General features: G+C 72.1%; 17 protein-coding genes. 5 read left to right on the top strand and 12 right to left on the bottom strand.

Annotated elements, in window-relative coordinates; all coding sequences use genetic code 11:
• Positions 1-27: 27 nt before the first annotated feature.
• The 3 genes from EBO15_RS12680 to EBO15_RS12670 form a co-directional block, all read right to left on the bottom strand.
• Entirely contained in the window at positions 28-1,326 is a 1,299-nt protein-coding gene (locus EBO15_RS12680) for a serine/threonine-protein kinase (protein WP_122194557.1), read from the bottom strand.
• Positions 1,327-1,745: 419 nt separating this feature from the next.
• Complete coding sequence (locus EBO15_RS12675) at positions 1,746-3,389, bottom strand: fumarate hydratase (RefSeq protein ID WP_122194556.1); 1,644 nt, start codon at positions 3,387-3,389, stop codon at positions 1,746-1,748.
• Positions 3,390-3,424: 35 nt separating this feature from the next.
• Complete coding sequence (locus tag EBO15_RS12670) at positions 3,425-4,402, bottom strand: DMT family transporter (RefSeq protein WP_122194555.1); 978 nt, start codon at positions 4,400-4,402, stop codon at positions 3,425-3,427.
• A 71-nt stretch (positions 4,403-4,473) separates the two neighbouring features.
• On the opposite strand from EBO15_RS12670, the gene pdxR reads away from it, so the two are divergent.
• Both pdxR and EBO15_RS12660 read left to right on the top strand, forming a co-directional pair.
• Positions 4,474-6,003, top strand: coding sequence for a MocR-like pyridoxine biosynthesis transcription factor PdxR (gene pdxR, locus EBO15_RS12665; RefSeq protein ID WP_122194554.1), 1,530 nt, complete (start codon positions 4,474-4,476; stop codon positions 6,001-6,003).
• An 86-nt stretch (positions 6,004-6,089) separates the two neighbouring features.
• Entirely contained in the window at positions 6,090-6,320 is a 231-nt protein-coding gene (locus EBO15_RS12660; protein ID WP_122194553.1) for a hypothetical protein, read from the top strand.
• Between the two features lie 123 nt (positions 6,321-6,443).
• On the opposite strand, the gene EBO15_RS12655 is transcribed toward EBO15_RS12660, so the two are convergent.
• Positions 6,444-7,694, bottom strand: a complete 1,251-nt coding sequence (locus EBO15_RS12655) for an MFS transporter (protein ID WP_122194552.1) — start codon at positions 7,692-7,694, stop codon at positions 6,444-6,446.
• A 200-nt stretch (positions 7,695-7,894) separates the two neighbouring features.
• Here EBO15_RS12655 and EBO15_RS12650 point away from each other — a divergent pair, with 200 nt between their 5' ends.
• Positions 7,895-8,491 (top strand): DUF1707 SHOCT-like domain-containing protein, encoded by a 597-nt coding sequence (locus EBO15_RS12650; RefSeq protein ID WP_233616140.1) that lies wholly within the window; start codon positions 7,895-7,897, stop codon positions 8,489-8,491.
• Between the two features lie 2 nt (positions 8,492-8,493).
• Here EBO15_RS12650 and EBO15_RS12645 read toward each other — a convergent pair whose 3' ends face one another.
• The 7 genes from EBO15_RS12645 to EBO15_RS12615 form a co-directional block, all read right to left on the bottom strand.
• A complete protein-coding gene (locus tag EBO15_RS12645; protein ID WP_199744499.1) occupies positions 8,494-9,903 on the bottom strand; it encodes an SMI1/KNR4 family protein in 1,410 nt (469 codons plus the stop codon).
• A gap of 19 nt (positions 9,904-9,922) precedes the next feature.
• Positions 9,923-10,543 (bottom strand): TetR family transcriptional regulator, encoded by a 621-nt coding sequence (locus tag EBO15_RS12640; protein ID WP_158628208.1) that lies wholly within the window; start codon positions 10,541-10,543, stop codon positions 9,923-9,925.
• Between the two features lie 61 nt (positions 10,544-10,604).
• Positions 10,605-11,135, bottom strand: coding sequence for a hypothetical protein (locus EBO15_RS12635; protein WP_199744498.1), 531 nt, complete (start codon positions 11,133-11,135; stop codon positions 10,605-10,607).
• Between the two features lie 158 nt (positions 11,136-11,293).
• Positions 11,294-11,803 carry a TetR/AcrR family transcriptional regulator gene (locus EBO15_RS12630; protein WP_122194549.1) on the bottom strand — a complete coding sequence of 170 codons (510 nt, stop codon included), beginning with the start codon at positions 11,801-11,803 and terminating at the stop codon, positions 11,294-11,296.
• Positions 11,796-12,203, bottom strand: coding sequence for a DUF4260 family protein (locus tag EBO15_RS12625; protein ID WP_122194548.1), 408 nt, complete (start codon positions 12,201-12,203; stop codon positions 11,796-11,798). The genes EBO15_RS12630 and EBO15_RS12625 overlap by 8 nt, the downstream gene beginning before the upstream one ends.
• Positions 12,204-12,252: 49 nt before the next feature.
• Entirely contained in the window at positions 12,253-12,678 is a 426-nt protein-coding gene (locus tag EBO15_RS12620; protein ID WP_122194547.1) for a hypothetical protein, read from the bottom strand.
• Positions 12,678-12,959, bottom strand: a complete 282-nt coding sequence (locus EBO15_RS12615) for a hypothetical protein (RefSeq protein ID WP_122194546.1) — start codon at positions 12,957-12,959, stop codon at positions 12,678-12,680. The genes EBO15_RS12620 and EBO15_RS12615 overlap by 1 nt, the downstream gene beginning before the upstream one ends.
• A gap of 187 nt (positions 12,960-13,146) precedes the next feature.
• Between EBO15_RS12615 and EBO15_RS12610 the strand changes: the two genes are divergently transcribed.
• A complete protein-coding gene (locus EBO15_RS12610; protein WP_122194545.1) occupies positions 13,147-13,962 on the top strand; it encodes a helix-turn-helix domain-containing protein in 816 nt (271 codons plus the stop codon).
• Positions 13,959-14,150, top strand: a complete 192-nt coding sequence (locus EBO15_RS12605; RefSeq protein WP_122194544.1) for a DUF397 domain-containing protein — start codon at positions 13,959-13,961, stop codon at positions 14,148-14,150. Before EBO15_RS12610 ends, EBO15_RS12605 begins: the two co-directional genes overlap by 4 nt.
• A 57-nt stretch (positions 14,151-14,207) precedes the next feature.
• Here EBO15_RS12605 and EBO15_RS12600 read toward each other — a convergent pair whose 3' ends face one another.
• Entirely contained in the window at positions 14,208-15,866 is a 1,659-nt protein-coding gene (locus EBO15_RS12600; protein WP_122194543.1) for a carboxylesterase/lipase family protein, read from the bottom strand.
• Between the last annotated feature and the right edge of the window lie 64 nt (positions 15,867-15,930).

The following is a 15,930-nucleotide window of genomic DNA, read 5'->3' as shown; positions in this document are numbered from 1 at the left end:
TCCCCGCCCCCAGGGACGGGGACGGGTTCAGCCGCCGCTGTTGTCGTCGGGAGCGGAGCGGTCCACGGTGTAGGTGCGGCGTTCGCCGGGACGGCCGTCCGGTTTTTGCACGCCGTTGACCCAGACGTCGCAGGCGGCCGCGTTGCTGACGACGACCGTCAGTTTCGGCTGGTTGTACTTGCGGGCGTCGCCCTGGGACAGGGTCTCGTCCGCGAGGACGGTCAGCTTGGAACCGGGCACCGAGACGAAGATCTTGCAGCCGTCCTCGCGTGCGCGCACGAGCAGGGTCGCGGACTCCGCTCCCGGCGGCGGGGCGTCCGCCGGCTGGCCGGCGCTCCCGGTCTTCCGCGTCGGCGAGGTCGGGGACGGTCCGGGCTTCGCCTTCGTCATCCCGAAGATCAGGGCGGCCGCCCCGATGCCGCAGGACGCGACGGTCGCGCTGACGAGCGCGATCACGATCATGAGCCGGAGGCGGGGCGTCGCGGGCGCGGCGCGCCGGGCCGAGCGCGGACCGTTGAGGGCGCGCTCCAACCGGTCGGTGGCGCGGGCGTGCGTGAGCCTGCGCGTGGGGTTCTTCACGAGCAGCCCGTCGATCACCGGGGCCAGCGGACCGGCGCGCAGCGGCGGAGGCGGAGGCTCGTTCGCCAGGGCGCTGAGCGTCGCCATGACGTTCTCGCGCTCGAACGGCGGCTTGCCCTCGACCGCCGCGTACAGGGTCGCGCCGAGGGACCACAGGTCGGAGCGCGGCGTCGCCTTCTCACCGGCGGCGACCTCGGGCGCGACGTAGGCGGGCGACCCCATGAAGTGGCCGGTCTTGGTGAGCTTCACCGAACCCGACGAGAACGCCAGGCCGAAGTCGGTCAGCACCACCCGGTCGCCGTCCAGCAGCACGTTGGACGGCTTGAGGTCGCGGTGCACGATGCCGGACCGGTGCGCCTCGTCCAGGGCGGTGAGCAGCTGGCGTCCGATGTGGGCCACGCGCTCGGGCGGCAGCGGCCCGTCGCGCTCGATCAGGTCCTCCAGGCTGGGGGACTCGATCAGCTCCATCACGATCCACGGACGGCCCTGCTCGATGACCACGTCGTAGACCTCGACGATCGAGGTCGAGCGCAACTGTGCCGGGGCGCGCGCCTCGCGCAGCGTCCGGCGGTAGAACACCACCCGGTCGTCCTCGGAGAGGTCCTCGGGCAGCCGCAGCTCCTTGATCGCCACCGCGCGATCGAGGAGGTCGTCGTGGCCTCTCCAGACGGTTCCGTTGGCACCGTGACCGATTTCCGAGACCAGCCGATAGCGCGTCGCCAGCACGAGGCGCTCTGACTGAGACATGGCGGAAAAGATACCGGAGTGACCGTGTTCCGAGCGGCTACACCCAGGCACCAACTTGGATTTTCCGCCGAATGTATCCGCTCTGTCACCTTAGGTCCGGCCAGTGCCCTCGCGTCCCCAGATCACCCCTGTGCAAACCGGCCCGATCGGCCTCGGAACTCGCATCCCGCCCCACGGATGAGGCACCCCGCCGCACGACGCGCGCCGCTCCGGCGACACGACGCGCGCCGCTCCCGGCGACCAGAGCGCGCCGCCCGCGGACGCCACAGAACGCCCAAGATCGACTCGGAACATGAGGAGGCGGGACGCGGGGGCCCGCAAGCCGCGACGCCCCCAGGGTGCACCTGAGGGCGTCGCGGGACGTCCGTGGAGGTCCGGCGTCGGGCCGTTCGCGGAACGGGCCGTCGCCGGAGGCTCGGCTACGCGCGACGTCCGATGGTGAGGACGGGGCCGGTGGTGTCGGCGAAGAAGTCGTCGCCCTTGTCGTCCACGACGATGAAGGCAGGGAAGTCCTCGACCTCGATCTTCCAGACGGCCTCCATGCCCAGCTCGGGGTACTCCAGGACCTCGACCTTCTTGATGCAGTCCTGGGCGAGGCGGGCGGCGGGGCCGCCGATGGAGCCGAGGTAGAAGCCGCCGTGCGCGCCGCACGCGTCGGTGACCTGCTGGGAGCGGTTGCCCTTGGCGAGCATGACCAGGGAGCCGCCCGCGGCCTGGAACTGCTCGACGTAGGAGTCCATGCGTCCGGCGGTGGTGGGGCCGAACGAGCCGGACGCGTAGCCCTCGGGGGTCTTGGCCGGGCCCGCGTAGTAGACGGCGTGGTCGCGGAGGTACCGCGGCATGGGCTCGCCCGCGTCCAGCCGCTCCTTGATCTTGGCGTGCGCGATGTCGCGGGCGACGACGAGCGGGCCGGTGAGCGAGAGCCGGGTCTTGACCGGGTACCTGGTCAGCTCGGCGCGGATCTCGTCCATCGGACGGTTCAGGTCGATGCGGACGACGTCGTCCGAGAGGTGCTCGTCGGTGGTGTCCGGGAGGTACCGGGACGGGTCGGTCTCCAGCTTCTCCAGGAACACGCCCTCAGCGGTGATCTTGCCGAGGACCTGCCGGTCGGCGCTGCACGAGACGGCGATCGCGACCGGGCAGGACGCGCCGTGCCGCGGCAGCCGGATCACCCGGACGTCGTGGCAGAAGTACTTGCCGCCGAACTGCGCGCCGATGCCGAGCTTCTGGGTCAGCTCGAACACCTGCTGCTCCAGCTCCACGTCCCGGAAGCCGTTGCCGAGCGGCGAGCCCTCGGTCGGCATGGTGTCCAGGTAGTGCGCGGACGCGTACTTCGCGGTCTTCAGCGCGTACTCGGCGGACGTCCCGCCGACGACGATCGCCAGGTGGTACGGCGGGCACGCGGCGGTGCCGAGCGAGCGGATCTTCTCCTCCAGGAAGGACATCATCCGCTTCGGGTTCAGGACGGCCTTGGTCTCCTGGAACAGGAACGACTTGTTGGCGCTGCCGCCGCCCTTCGCCATGAACAGGAACTTGTAGGCGTCGCCGTCCGTCGCGTACAGCTCGACCTGCGCGGGCAGGTTGTTCCCGGTGTTCTTCTCGTCCCACATGGTGACGGGGGCCATCTGCGAGTAGCGCAGGTTCAGCTTCGTGTACGCGTCGTACACGCCGCGCGAGATGGCCTCCTCGTCCCGTCCGGACGTCAGGACGTTCTGGCCGCGCTTGCCCATGACGATCGCGGTGCCGGTGTCCTGGCACATCGGCAGGACGCCGCCGGACGCGATGCCCGCGTTCTTCAGCAGGTCCAGGGCCACGAACCGGTCGTTGGGGGACGCCTCCGGGTCGTCGAGGATCTTTCGCAGCTGCGCCAGGTGCGCGGGCCGCAGCAGGTGCGCGATGTCCCGCATGGCCGTCTCGGTGAGCAGCCGCAGCGCCTCCGGGTCGACCTGGAGGAACGTCCGCCCGCCGGCCTCGAGCGTCGAGACGCCGTCCGTGGTCAGCAGCCGGTACTCGGTCTCGTCCGGACCGGTCGGCAGCAGGTCGGTGTAGGAGAACTCAGGCATCGAAGATCCTCAGGAGGTATCCGGGTGGGGCCGCCCTACAGGGTACGACCTGTTCCGCGAAGCTCCCGGCCGGGCTCAGGGGAGCCGCCGCCCCGCCGCCCCGGGGCAGGTTCCAGGGGGTGCGTTCGCGCCGGTGGCGGCCGCAGGCCGAGGACGACGCCGACCGCCACCAGCGCCGCCCCGGCGATCTCCGCCGGACGGGGCGTCGCGATGCCGAGGATCATGGTCGTCGCCACGGCGCTCACCGGGATCATGCCCGCGAACAGGCCCGCGCGGTCGGCGCCCATCCGGCCGAGGGCGTCGTACCAGAGCAGGAACGCGGCGCAGGTCACGATCACCGTGAGGTAGAGGAGCCCGGCGAGCTCGGCGCCGGTCGGGAGGCGCAGGACGTGCCGTCCGTCCGTGATCAGGCCCGTGACCAGCAGCATCGGGGACGCGAGCGCCGCCGACCAGGCCGACGTCCGGATCGGCCCCAGCCGCGGCAGGACGGGCACGGCGAGCAGCGAGAAGCAGATCTCCCCGCCCAGCGCCCCCAGCGACAGCAGCAGGCCCCGGACCGTCCCGCCGCCCAGCCCGTTCGCCAGCCCGGCCCCCGCCGTCACCACGCACGCCGCGAGGACGGTCATCACGGCGGGCCGCCGTCCGGTCAGCAGCGGCCCGGCCAGCGCCAGGACGATCGGGACGGTCGCGACGACCGTCCCGATCGTCGCCGGGCTCGTGTCGCGCGTCGCGACGACGATGCACACGTTGAACGCCGCGAGGCCCGTCGCCGCCAGAGCCACCAGGAACACCAGGTCACGTCCCGCGGGGCGGCCCCGGTACCGTCCGAGCGTCCGGCGGTCGTCCAGGCGGGCGATGGCGAAGAGGATCGCGGCGGCGCCCGCGTACCGGACGGCCTGGCCACCGAGAACGGGATAGTCGGCGATCATCGCGGAGACGGCGGTGAGCGATCCGACGAGGGACATCGCGAGGGCGGCCTGCGCGACATCGCGGGTGTTGGCCGGAGAGGTCATGACATGGAACGCTATGAGCGCCTTGGTCCTGGAAACAGGGCCAATCTCCTTACCTTTCAGGGGACCATGCCGTGACCGACCTGCATCTCGCCCTCGACCACGCGGCCGGGCGGCTCGCGGCCCAGCTCGCGGCGGGCTGCCGGGACGCGATCCGGACGGGACGGCTCGCCGCGGGCACGCGCCTGCCGTCCAGCCGCGATCTCGCCCGTGACCTGGGGGTCTCCCGGGGCGTGGTGGTCACCGCGTACGAGCAGCTGATCGCGGAGGGCTTCCTCGTGGCGCGGCGCGGCGACGGCACCCGGGTCGCCCCGAACGCCCGTCCCGTCCCGGAGTCCAGCGCGGAAGGGCGGCAGCCGGAAGGCCGTCCCGCCCCCCGGCGACACGGGCAACTCACCGACCCGCCACCCCGCCTCGCGCCGTCCGCGCCTGAGGAGGGGGACGCGGCGGGCGTGCGGTTCGACCTGACGCCCGGGCGGCCCGATCTGGCGGCCTTCCCGCGTTCTCGCTGGTTGGCGGCCTACCGGACGGCGTTGCAGAGTGTTCCGCACCGGGCGCTGACGTATCCCGATCCCGGCGGCGTCCCGGAGCTGCGGGCCGGGCTGGCGGCGTATCTGGGACGGGTCCGGGCCGCGCACGCGGACGCCGCGCAGGTCGTGATCATGAACGGGGTGGCGCTCGGGCTGTCCTCGGCCGTCCGGGCGCTGGTCGCGGCCGGGCGGACGACGCTCGCCCTGGAGGACCCGGCGAGCGAGCGGCAGCTGCCCATGCTGGAGGCGACGGGCGCGCGGATCGTCCGGGTGCCCGTGGACGCCGGCGGCCTGGACGTCGCGGCGCTCGCCCGCACCGGCGCGGACGCCGTCCTGGTGACCCCCGCGCACCAGTACCCGACGGGCGTCGTCCTGGCCCCCGAGCGCCGCGCGGCCCTGGTGGACTGGGCGCGCGCCGCGGACGCGGTGATCGTCGAGGACGACTACGACGCCGAGTTCCGCTACGACGGCGACCCGGTGGGCTGCCTCCAGGGCGTGGCGCCGGAGCGGACCGTCCTGCTCGGGTCGGTCAGCAAGGCCCTCGCCCCCGGGATGCGGCTCGGCTGGGCGGTCGCGCCTCCATGGATGGCCTCTGACCTGCGTGAACACCGCGAGCTGAGCGATCTCGGCGGGCCCGTCCTGGACCAGCACGCCTTCGCCCGCTTCCTCGCGGACGGCGCGTACGACCGTCATCTGCGGGCCATGCGGCGGCGCTACCGGTCCCGCCGGGACGCCCTGGTCGCGGCGCTCCACGAGCACATCCCGGACGCCGTGGTCCGGGGCATCTCCGCGGGCGTCCACCTGTACCTGGAGTTGCCCGCGGGGACGTCCGAGACCGCCGTGGTCGATGTGGCGGCCGAGTCGGGCGTCCGCGTCTCGGGGGCGAGTGAGATGTGGAGCGCGGAGCAGCGGCGGCCGGCGCTCGTCCTCGGGTACGCGGCCCTGGCCGAGCCCCGCCTGCACGAGGCCGCCCGCGTCCTCGGCGCCGCCGTCACTCGAACCCGCCGTCACCCGAACCGGCCGTCATCCGAACCCGCCGTCACCCGAACCCGCCGTCACCCGAACCCGGCCTGACGCGCGTCGCGCCTGACGCCGCTGGCAGCGCGGTTACCGGGGGTGGCCACGGGTAGATACGGGGTTCCCGTCACAAGGAGGTACGCATGACTCTGGACGAGGCCGCACGGCAGCTGAAGATGGCCGTCCACGACGCGCAGGTGTCGTTCGACCTGATCGGCCTCGGCGACCTCGACCGCGCGCAGGAGAACGCGGTCACCGCCCGCGCGGCGATCGACGCGACCATCACGGCGCTCGACCGCGCGACCGAGGACATGACGCTCGACGAGGCCCGTGACGCGGGCGAGCGGGCGATCATGGCCGCCGGCAAGGACTGACCCCCGCCCGAGACCCCGCCAACCCCCCACAGACCACGTCCGCCGCGCACGGAGCGGGGATCGTGCGCGGCGGACGCCGGGCGGACGCGGGACCGGCGACCGGGCTCAGGCCGATCAGGCCGATCAGGCCACCGGACGCTCGGCGGCGACGGGCGCGGGAGCGCCCTCGGACCCGGCGGGTTCGAACCCCTTGGCCAGCGCGATGATCACGAGCGTCAGGACGGCCGGGACGAGGTAGCTGGTCTGGTAGCTGGACATCGGCTGGACGATCAGCACGATCACCGCGCCGACCACGAACCCGACGTAGTTGAAGATGTTGACGCGCGCGACCGCGATGCCGAGTCCGCTGGCGTCCACCTTGCCCGCCGCCGAGAACGAGATCGGGGCGACCACGCACAGGCCGAGGCCGGTGATGGCGAAGCCCGCGATGGCCATCGGGGCGTTCTGCGCGGCGAACACCAGGATCAGGCCGGCGGCGCCGACGGCCGTCCCGGCGCGGACGACCTTGGCGGCGCCGAAGCGGCGGACGCCGAAGTCGGCGACCGAGCGGCTGGCGACCATCATGACCTGGTAGGCGGCGAGGCCGAGCGGTGCGACGGATTTGCTGTGCAGGTCCTTGTCGAAGAACAGGGTGCCGAAGTTCGACAGCATCGAGTCGGCGATGTAGAAGCACGCCATCGCGATGCCGATGATCAGGACGGGGCGCCACGGGACGAGCTTGGCGGCCGACTTCATCGCGTCCGCGGCGACGTTCGCGGCCTCCTCGGCGCGGCGGTAGAGGCGCGTCCCGGTGGACGCGGACACGGCGATGCCGAGGACGGCGGGGATCGCGAACCCGACGGCGAGCGACCTGGTCGGCGAGTGCGGGAAGACGTACTCGTTGGACGCCCAGGCCCAGACCGCGCCGAGTCCGGCGGCCGCGCTCCACAGGGCGTGGAAGCCGGTGAGGATGCTGATCCCGTAGGCCCGTTCCGCGCGGACGGCCTGCGCGTTCATCGACGCGTCCACGGCGCCGACGACCAGGCCGAACAGGCCGATGAGGGCGTAGAGCGGGAGGTTCGCGTCGCCGGTGAGGCCGACGCCGAGGACCGACAGGCAGACCAGGGGCTGCGAGATCCGGAGGACGGGGCCGCTGCCGAACCGTCCCATCAGCGGGGCGGCGACGGCGCTGCCGACCCCGGCGATGATCGGGACGCAGAGCACCAGGATGTTGATCTGGTCGTCGGTCATGTGGTGCGCGTCGCGGAGCTGGTTGACGCGTCCGACGAGGGTGGCGAAGCACAGGCCCTGGACGGCGAACGCGGCGTACGCGGCGAGCCGGGCCTGGCGGTCCCGGCCGGTGACGGCCCCTGTCGTGGCGGCTTCCGTTGGCATCTCCGCCCCTCCCCAACCGGGAATCCGGCCGACCGAAACATGAAAGAGTTTCAGATGAGGGTAGAGAGCCGGACGCTCGGCGGTCAACGCCCGTGAACATAGCGAAAAGGTTGCTCTTCGGCCACGCTGCCTCACATCGGACGAACCGTGCACCCCGCGCGACGGCGGCCTCCCACGGCCGTGCGGCTACGCTGGCGGACGTGGACAGTAGTCGCCCGCCGCGCGTGCGTGACCTGCGCGCGTCCGACGCCGACCGGGAACGTGTGGTCGCGGTCCTCGGCGAGGCGCTCGCCGACGGCCGGATCACCATGGAGGAGCACGCCGAGCGCTCCTCCCGCGCCTACGCCGCCCGTACCCTCGGCGAGCTGACCGGCCTCACGACCGACCTGAGCCCGGAGGAGTCCCAGCCGATCCAGGTGGACGACCGTCCCGTGTCGGTGCTCTTCGGGCGGACGCGCCGCGAGGGCCGCTGGGTCGTCCCGGTGAGGCTGCCGCTGGTCGCGCTGTTCGGCACGGTCGAACTCGACCTGCGGGACGCCGTCCTCCAGCGCCGTCACGTCGTCCTCGACGCCCTGCTGGTGGCCGGTCGCGTCCGGCTGCTCGTCCCGGACGGGGTGCGCGTGACGGTCACCGGCCGCACCGCCCTCACCACCCGTGACCTGCGCACCCGTCCCGAAGAGGACGGCCCGACCGTGGAGGTCGGCGGCACCCTGATCTTCGGCTCGATCACGGCCCGCGCCCCCAGACGCTCCCTCCGCCAACGTGCCCGCGCCCGCCTCCCGCGCCGCCGCTCCTGAGCTCAGCGACGCCTCTCAAGGACGCCTTCGAGGACGGTTTCGGTGATCAGCGGGCGCTCGAACAGCGCGAGGAGTTCGTTGGCCAGGGACGCGAGGACCAGCGGGTCGTCCTCGTAGCTCTCGAAACCGGCCGCGAGCAGGGTGCGCGGGACGGCGTCCGCGTCGAGCAGGACGCGCCAGTCCGCCGCCGGGAGCGCGAGGTATTCGAGGTGCTCCAGCCGCGTGATCTCCAGCGGATCGGCGAGCGTGCCCGGGTAGGCGGTGAGCGTGCGCAGGCGCGGGCAGCCGAAGACGGGCGCGAGGCCGAGCGGCTCGTCCTCCCAGACGCCGAGGTGGAGGACCTCCAGGTCCGGATGCGCGGCGGCCTCGACGCTCGGCAGACTCACGCGGTTCACGTGCGCCACCGCCCGGGGCCGCTCGCGGGACGGCACCCAGGCGCTCCTCCGGTCGTGGACGACCATGTCGGTGAGCGAGTCGGCGATGTGCTCGGCGCCGATGTACTCCTCGTGGCTGAGCAGGATGACCTGGCCCAGGCGTCCCTTCGGGCCGGGCGTCAGGTCGATGGCGTAGCGGTCGCCGCCGCCGTTGTCGGCGAACGCGATCCAGCCGGGTGAGCCGACCACGCCCTGGACGGCGTCGTCCGGCCGCGTGACGACCGCCGCGCCGGCCGCGAACCGCCACGGCGCGGGACGCGACTCCGGGTCCGCGATGTAGAGCTCGTCCAGGGGGAGGAGTTCGGAGCGGACGGCGATGGCGTACGCGGTCATCGCCTCGTAGTCGCCGTTCAGGTCGTCGAACCGGCCACGGGTGACGCGGTAGAGCGCCCTGAGCTCCTCGGGGAGCGGAACGCCGAGCCGGGCCTCGGCGGCGGCGATCTCCTCGCCGGTCGCGCCGATCGCGTCGGGGAGCCGCTCGCGGAGCGTCCGCTCCAGCAGCGCCGCGTCCGCCGTGGGGGCGGGCGACGCGTCCGGGGCCGGCTCGGGCAGCCGGCGCCACGGCTCCGGGACGGCCCCCTTGATCAGGACGAGCGCGCCGGGGCCGGCGTTCCCGATGGCCTTCTCGGCGGCGGGACGGGGGTCGATCAGGCGCAGGACGGTCCGGCCGTCCTCCTCGAAGTCGACGACGAACGAGACCTCCTCGGCGTCGCCGAGCGCGTCCCGCACGAGCTCGACCGCGTCCCATTCCTCCTGCATGTCGCTGACCAGGGACGCTCGCCCGGGGACGGGCGCCGGACGCGGTACCGGAACGCTCCAGGAGCCCTGGCCGACGAACCCGGACGCCCGTCCCGACGGGCCGTCGAGCCCGTCCCGGACGAGCCGGAGCAGGGGTTCCCAGGTCGCGAAGTCTTCGAGGGCGGGCATCGGACGGCCTCCGGGGTCGGTGATCGCGTGGCGGGCCGATTGTGCCCGCACGCCCCGACATTCCGGGCGGTCATCCCCGGACGGACAGCTCCAGGCTGCCGGAGATCGCCGCGAAGGCCCGTCCGACGCGGTCGAGCAGGTCGCCGAACGGGGCGCCCGAGAAGACCCAGCCGCGCGCGGCGACGCTCCACGCGGCCGTGGTGAGCTGCGCGAGGACCTGCGGACGGAGGTCGTCGTCCGGCAGCCCGAGCCGTTCGCGGAGCAGGCCGGTCAGCTCCTGCTCGACGCCGTGCCGGTGGCTCGCCGCGTACGCGAGCAGGGACGGCGCGGTCACGACGAGCCGCCGCGTCGCGGCGTACCGCTCGCCCCATTCCGGCCCGAGACCGGCCACGACCTCGGTCAGGACGTCCCGGAGCGCGTCGATCGCGCGTCCTTCCGGGAGGCGGCCGAAGGCGTCGAGGCAGGCCGTCCAGAGTTCCTCCTCGGCCTCGATCGCGGCCGCCTCCTTGGCGGGGAAGGTCCGGAAGAAGGTGCTCTTGGAGACCTCGACGGCGTCCACGAGCTCTTCGAGCGTGACGGCGTCGAAGCCCCGCTCGGTGAACATCCGCAGGGCCGCCTCGGCGAGCGCCCGCCGCGTCCGCAGCTTCTTCCGCTCGCGCAGCGGCAGCGCCCGCATCGCGTCCTCGCTCATGGGGGTCACGCTATACCGGCCTGCGACACCGAGTGTCATTAGAGTCCCGGCATCCCCCTGGTCAGTGGCCCGCGAGGAGCTTGACGGCGACGACGGCGAAGCCGATCAGGGCGTCGAGGAGGGCCGCGACCAGCGCGACGCCTGGGCTGCCGCCCATGCGCCGCCCGCCCACGTACCCCCAGACGAACAGCGACAGGACGTCCAGGACGGCGGCCGTCAGCAGGGCCGTCCTCAGCTCCATCAGGCCCAGCGCGGAGACGCCGATGAGGAGCAGCGGGCCGACCGCCGACAGGAGCAGGGGGCTGCTGACGTACAACGAGCGCTTCACCCCGTTCCGCAGGGGAAGCCGCCGGTGGACGGTCTTGTACGCCTGGCCGTCGGCGACCAGGGTGGCCAGCCAGAGCCCGGCGGCCGTGCCGATCACCGACAGGGACGCGCCGGACGGGCCGACGTGCCCGCCGAGGGCGAGGCCGACCGTGACCGCGACCATGGTGATCGTGGCGTAGATCCGCTCCTTGAGCCGTTCGGTCGCGACCTCGACCCGCTGGCCCTCCTGGTCCTCGCCGTCCGGATCCTCGTGCCGCTCGTCCACGCGCCGATCGTGGCACGTTCCACCCGCTGACCGGCCACGACACGACGGGACGGGGTGTTCGTCCGGGTTCACCCGTTCGCCGCGAACGCGCGGGTCGGCAGGCCGATGCTCCCCGGCCGCGAACGGCCTGTTCGGCGTCGTGTGGGTTGGCCGTCTGATCAGCCGGAGAAGGCGGCGAGGCCGACCCGCCAGGCGGTGTCGACGTCGGCGTCGGGCGGGAAGCGTCCGTCCAGTTCCAGGATGACCATGCCGTGCGCGAACGCCCAGACGGCGCGGGCGCGATGCTCGTCCGGGACGGCCTTGACCAGCGGAAGCGCGGTGCGCGCCTCCAGGCCGTCCGGGAGGAGATGGCGGGGGAGCGGGCCCTCGGTCATCAGCCGGTACAGGTGCGGATGGGCGAGCGCGTACGCGCGGTAGGACGCGCCGAGCGCGACGAGCGGCCGCTCGGGCGCCTCGGCGAGGGCGGCCTCCTGGGCGTCGGCGATCTCCGCCAGGCCCTGCGCGATCAGCTCGGCCTCGACGGCCTGCTTGTCGGGGAAGTGCTTGTACAACGACGGTGCGCGGATGCCCAGTTTGTCGGCGATGCGGCGCATGGTCAGCGCGTCCGCGCCCTCGGTTTCCAGCAGTTCCCGGGCGGCGTCGACGATCTGCCGCGGACGGTCAGCCACGGCGCGACCCGTCCGCGGCGCGGAGCCCGTAGCCGAACGTCCGGTCCATCGCGATGTGCCCGAGCCAGCCCAGCAGGCCGGCGAACGGGGCCGCGGAGTCCAGCGGCGAGAAGCTGTAGGCGACGGCCAGCGCGAGCGGGATCACCGACCGGTGCGCGGCGTTGTAGAAGGGGACGGCCCGGGGGCCGAGCCTCCCCTGCCCGCCGTTCTTCGCATCGATGATCATCGCGAGATCCGGCGCGACAAAGAAGCCAACGGCCATGACCAGCGCCAACACCCCATGGTTCCAGACCTCCACCCCGGCGAACGCGGCGTAGAAGGCCCAGAGCGCGGCCCACCCCACACGAGCCGTCCACCAGAGCGACGACCGTCCCCCATCCATCGCGGCGACCTGAACCATCCGAACCTCCTCGGCTAACAGCGTTAGCTCGACTCTAAGGCTAACGCTGTTAGCCGTCAAGTGCGCAGGCGAGGCGACGGGCGGCCTCCCCGAGCTCCCCGATCGACGCGATCGCCTCGCCCCACGACCACAGGAAGACGCGGACGCCGTCCCGGTACCCGACCGAGACGTCCTCACAGAACCGCCCGCCGACCTGCGGATTGTTGACGTGCAGCCGAACGTCCCCGTCCGGCGCCCGCTTGATCAGCACGTCCAGCCCGCCCGCGACGTCGCCCAGGGCACGCCCCAGTGCGTCAAGGTCCCGCTCGTCCTCGGAGGCGGCGTCCAGCTCCGCGAGGCTCTGCTCCGCGTACATGCTGACGACCCGGATCGTGGACGAGAGGAACCCGTGCCGCCGCATGGCCTCCTCGTAGGCGGCCCGCACGATCTCCGCCGCCCGAAGCAGATGGGTGCGGTCCATCTCGGGGACGGTCATCAGAAGGCCACCGCCCGCCCGTCCTGGACGCGCAGCATCCGCGCGACGCGGTCGGCCGCCCCCACGGCGTCCACCACGGCCGCGAGCGCGACCCCGCTCGCGGCCCAGGTGAACCGCCACCCGACTCCCCGATCGAAGTCACACCCGATATCCGCACAATGTGCGACGTGAATCGAGTTGAACACGAACAGAACCGGACACCCCGACCGCAGCACAACGGTCGACCGAAGCCCCGGATGCCTTTCCTTGATCACCTCATGCAACACCCCCAGAAACGCCACCCGCTGATTGGACGGCAGTGGGTGATCATTTACCTCCGGCGCGTCATGTGACCAATCCGCATTCATGATCCCTCGTGCCTCCCTCTGTTGCTTCGCGGCTCGCCTGTGTCCGCCTGGGAAAAGGCTCCACGAGTCGATGTCCCTACGCTAGGTTCGACGCATAATCTGAAACCTCGGAGAGTGATCAATGGTAGCCGCAGAGTCACTCGACCGCTTCGAATCGCTGTGGTTCTACATGGCCTTCTACCTGCGATTCGAGCGCCAGAAGCACCAGCTGTCACAGTCCCAGATGGGCCAGATCATGGGCATCAACAAATATGGGGTTTCGAATTTTGAAGCTGGGAGGAACCGGCTCACTCAGGAGCAAGCCAGGCGGATTGACCAAAAATGGGAGACCGGCGGCTTCTGGGAGGGGATGCGCGGCTTCGCGTTGAAGTACGGGCGCAACGAGGAGTGGGCCAAGCAGCTCCGCGACTTCGAGACCGGCGCGATGGTGGTCAAGATGTACCACGGCCGGGTGATCCCCGTTCCCCTCCAGACCGAGGACTACGCCAGGGCGCTGATCACCGCTGGCCGCATGGTGGTCGACGTTGAGGAGGCGGTCCGGGCCCGGATGGCGCGGCAGGCACTGCTGTTGGAGCAGTTGCCCCGGATGCGGTTGTGGATCTTGCTGGATCAGCGCGCCCTCGAGGAGGCGCCCAATGGTGATCCGGCGCTCATGCGGGCACAGCTTGCCCATATTCGGGAGCTCTCGGAGAGGGTGAGCGTCCGCGTGGTTCCGCGATCGGTCCACGCGCACATCGGAGTGGATGGAGACTTCGAGCTGATCACCACCGCATCGGGCAAGGATGTGGCCTACGTGTGGGCGCAGCTCGGCGGGCGGCTGGTCGGCGATTCGACCGAAGTTCGTGTTTTGTCGCAGAGGTACGACACCATTGGGGCGCAGGCCAAGTCCGAAGACGACTCGCGCGAGTCGATCAGGAAGTCGGAGGGTGCTCCATGAGCAGCGTGTGGCGCAAGTCCAGTCACAGCAGCGGGGCGGGTGACGCTGAGTGCGTCGAGATCGCGGACCTCGGCGGAGAAATCGCCTTCCGCGATAGCAGGGCCCCCGAACTTGGGCATTTCGCCATCTCTGTGAAGGGGTTCGCTGAGATGGTCTCTCTTGTGAAGCGCGACGCGGCGTCCATCTGAGTGGAAGCGCACGAGCCTCGGCGGTCCGCCGGGGCTCGTGGTCGGTGTTCGGGTGGGTCAGCGGGTGGGGGCCCAGACCGCGCACTTGTGGAAAGTGGCGTCGGTGGTTTCGGGGGTGGTGCTCGCGGGGGTGAGGGTTTGGACGCGGGGGGTGGACGCGTCGTAGCGGGGCCAGGTGGGGGTGCCGGTGTGGGCGAAGGTGGTCCAGAAGGTGATCATCTGGGTGGAGAGGTGCTGCTGGGCCGGGGTGAGGGTGGTGGGGGCCGACATCGCCGGACGGATCGTCGCGAACAGGTACGGGAGGTCGGTCAGGTGGGCGGCGCCGCCCGGGAAGGACGCCGGGACGGGGATCCAGGACGGGGCGGTGCGGTCGGCGAACTCGTAGACGTACGTCGGGACGCGGCGGGACAGGGTGGTCGCGTCGTCGAGGATCGGGCAGGCCGAGGCGCGGTCGGTCTCGATCGCGGCCCAGGCCAGGGCGCCTGCGATGGCCGGGCGGTCGGCGGCGGGGGTGCCGGGGAGCAGGTCCTTCGCGTAGGTGGACGGCCGGTAGGTGTTCCGGATCCGGGCGGCGTCGGGGCCGTAGGCGGCGTCCGTGAGCCTGGTGTAGGTCTCCGGGGTGAAGGTGACCCCGCCGATCGCCGGGTTGACGATCGACGCCGTGACGAACCGCCCCTCGTCGCGGGTGTGGCCCGCCATCACCGGGACGTGCGTGAAGCGGCCCCGCCTAAGGGCCTGTTCGGGATTGCTCGGCAGGGTCGGGGTGCCGTAGGCGGGGGACTGGAACTGCGGGAACGTGGGGTCGGCCATCGTGTTCGGTCCGGCGAGGGCGTCCACGGATGCCTTGCGTAGGCAGGACACAGCGTCCGCGCCGGCGCAGCCGAGTTTGGACGCGAGGGCGGTGCCACGCGTGGTCACGGTTTCCAGCGGCGCCCACGGCGACACGTTCTGCGAGGTGGGGGCGGGTGCGCCCGGGTAGAGGCGCGGCTGGAGGGTGCCGCAGCTCGCGCTCTGGAGGACGACCTTGCTGAACGTGCCGCGGGCGGACGGCGAGGTGAGCTGCGCGCAGGTGGCCGCGGACCCGGCGGACTGGCCGAACAGCGTCACGTTCGTCCTGTCGCCGCCGAACGCGGAGGCGTTGCGCTGCACCCAGCGCAGTGCGGCCTGCTGGTCCTGCAAACCGAAGTCACCCGAACCCGGCAGCCCGGGGTAGCCGAAGAACCCGAACACGCCGAGCCGGTAGTTGAGGGTGACCACTACGACGTCCCCGCGCGCCGCCATCTCGCTCGGGTCGAACGCGCTGCCCGTGCCGGACACGAAGTCGCCCCCGTGCACGAACACCATCACGGGCCGGGGACGCTTCGGAGCGGACGCCGGGGTCGTGACGTTCACGGTCAGGCAGTCCTCGCTGACGCTCGTCCCCGCGGGCAGGTTGTAGGACGGGCCGACGCACGCCGGGCCGGACGCCGTCGCGCTCCGCACGCCCTTCCACGGACGCGCCGGTCGCGGCGACTTCCACCGGTCCGCGCCCACCGGCGGCGCCGCGTACGGAACACCGAGGAACTGGTGCGCCTCTCCGTGGACGATGCCGCGCACCGTCCCCGCGTCCGTGGTGGCGACGGGGGAGCCGGACGACGCGGCGGCGGTTCCGTATCCGGTCGCGAGGGTCAGGGCGGCGACGGCGGGGGCGAGGGCGATCGCCAGGTGCTTGTTCATCGTGGGCTCCGAATCGTGGTCCGTCGTTCGATGACGGAAGATTCGCGGGCCCGGCGCACCGACC

The sequence above is a fragment of the Actinomadura harenae genome, from assembly GCF_003696215.1.
Lineage (GTDB): Bacteria > Actinomycetota > Actinomycetes > Streptosporangiales > Streptosporangiaceae > Spirillospora > Spirillospora harenae.
This window is presented reverse-complemented; position numbering and strand designations above follow the sequence as displayed.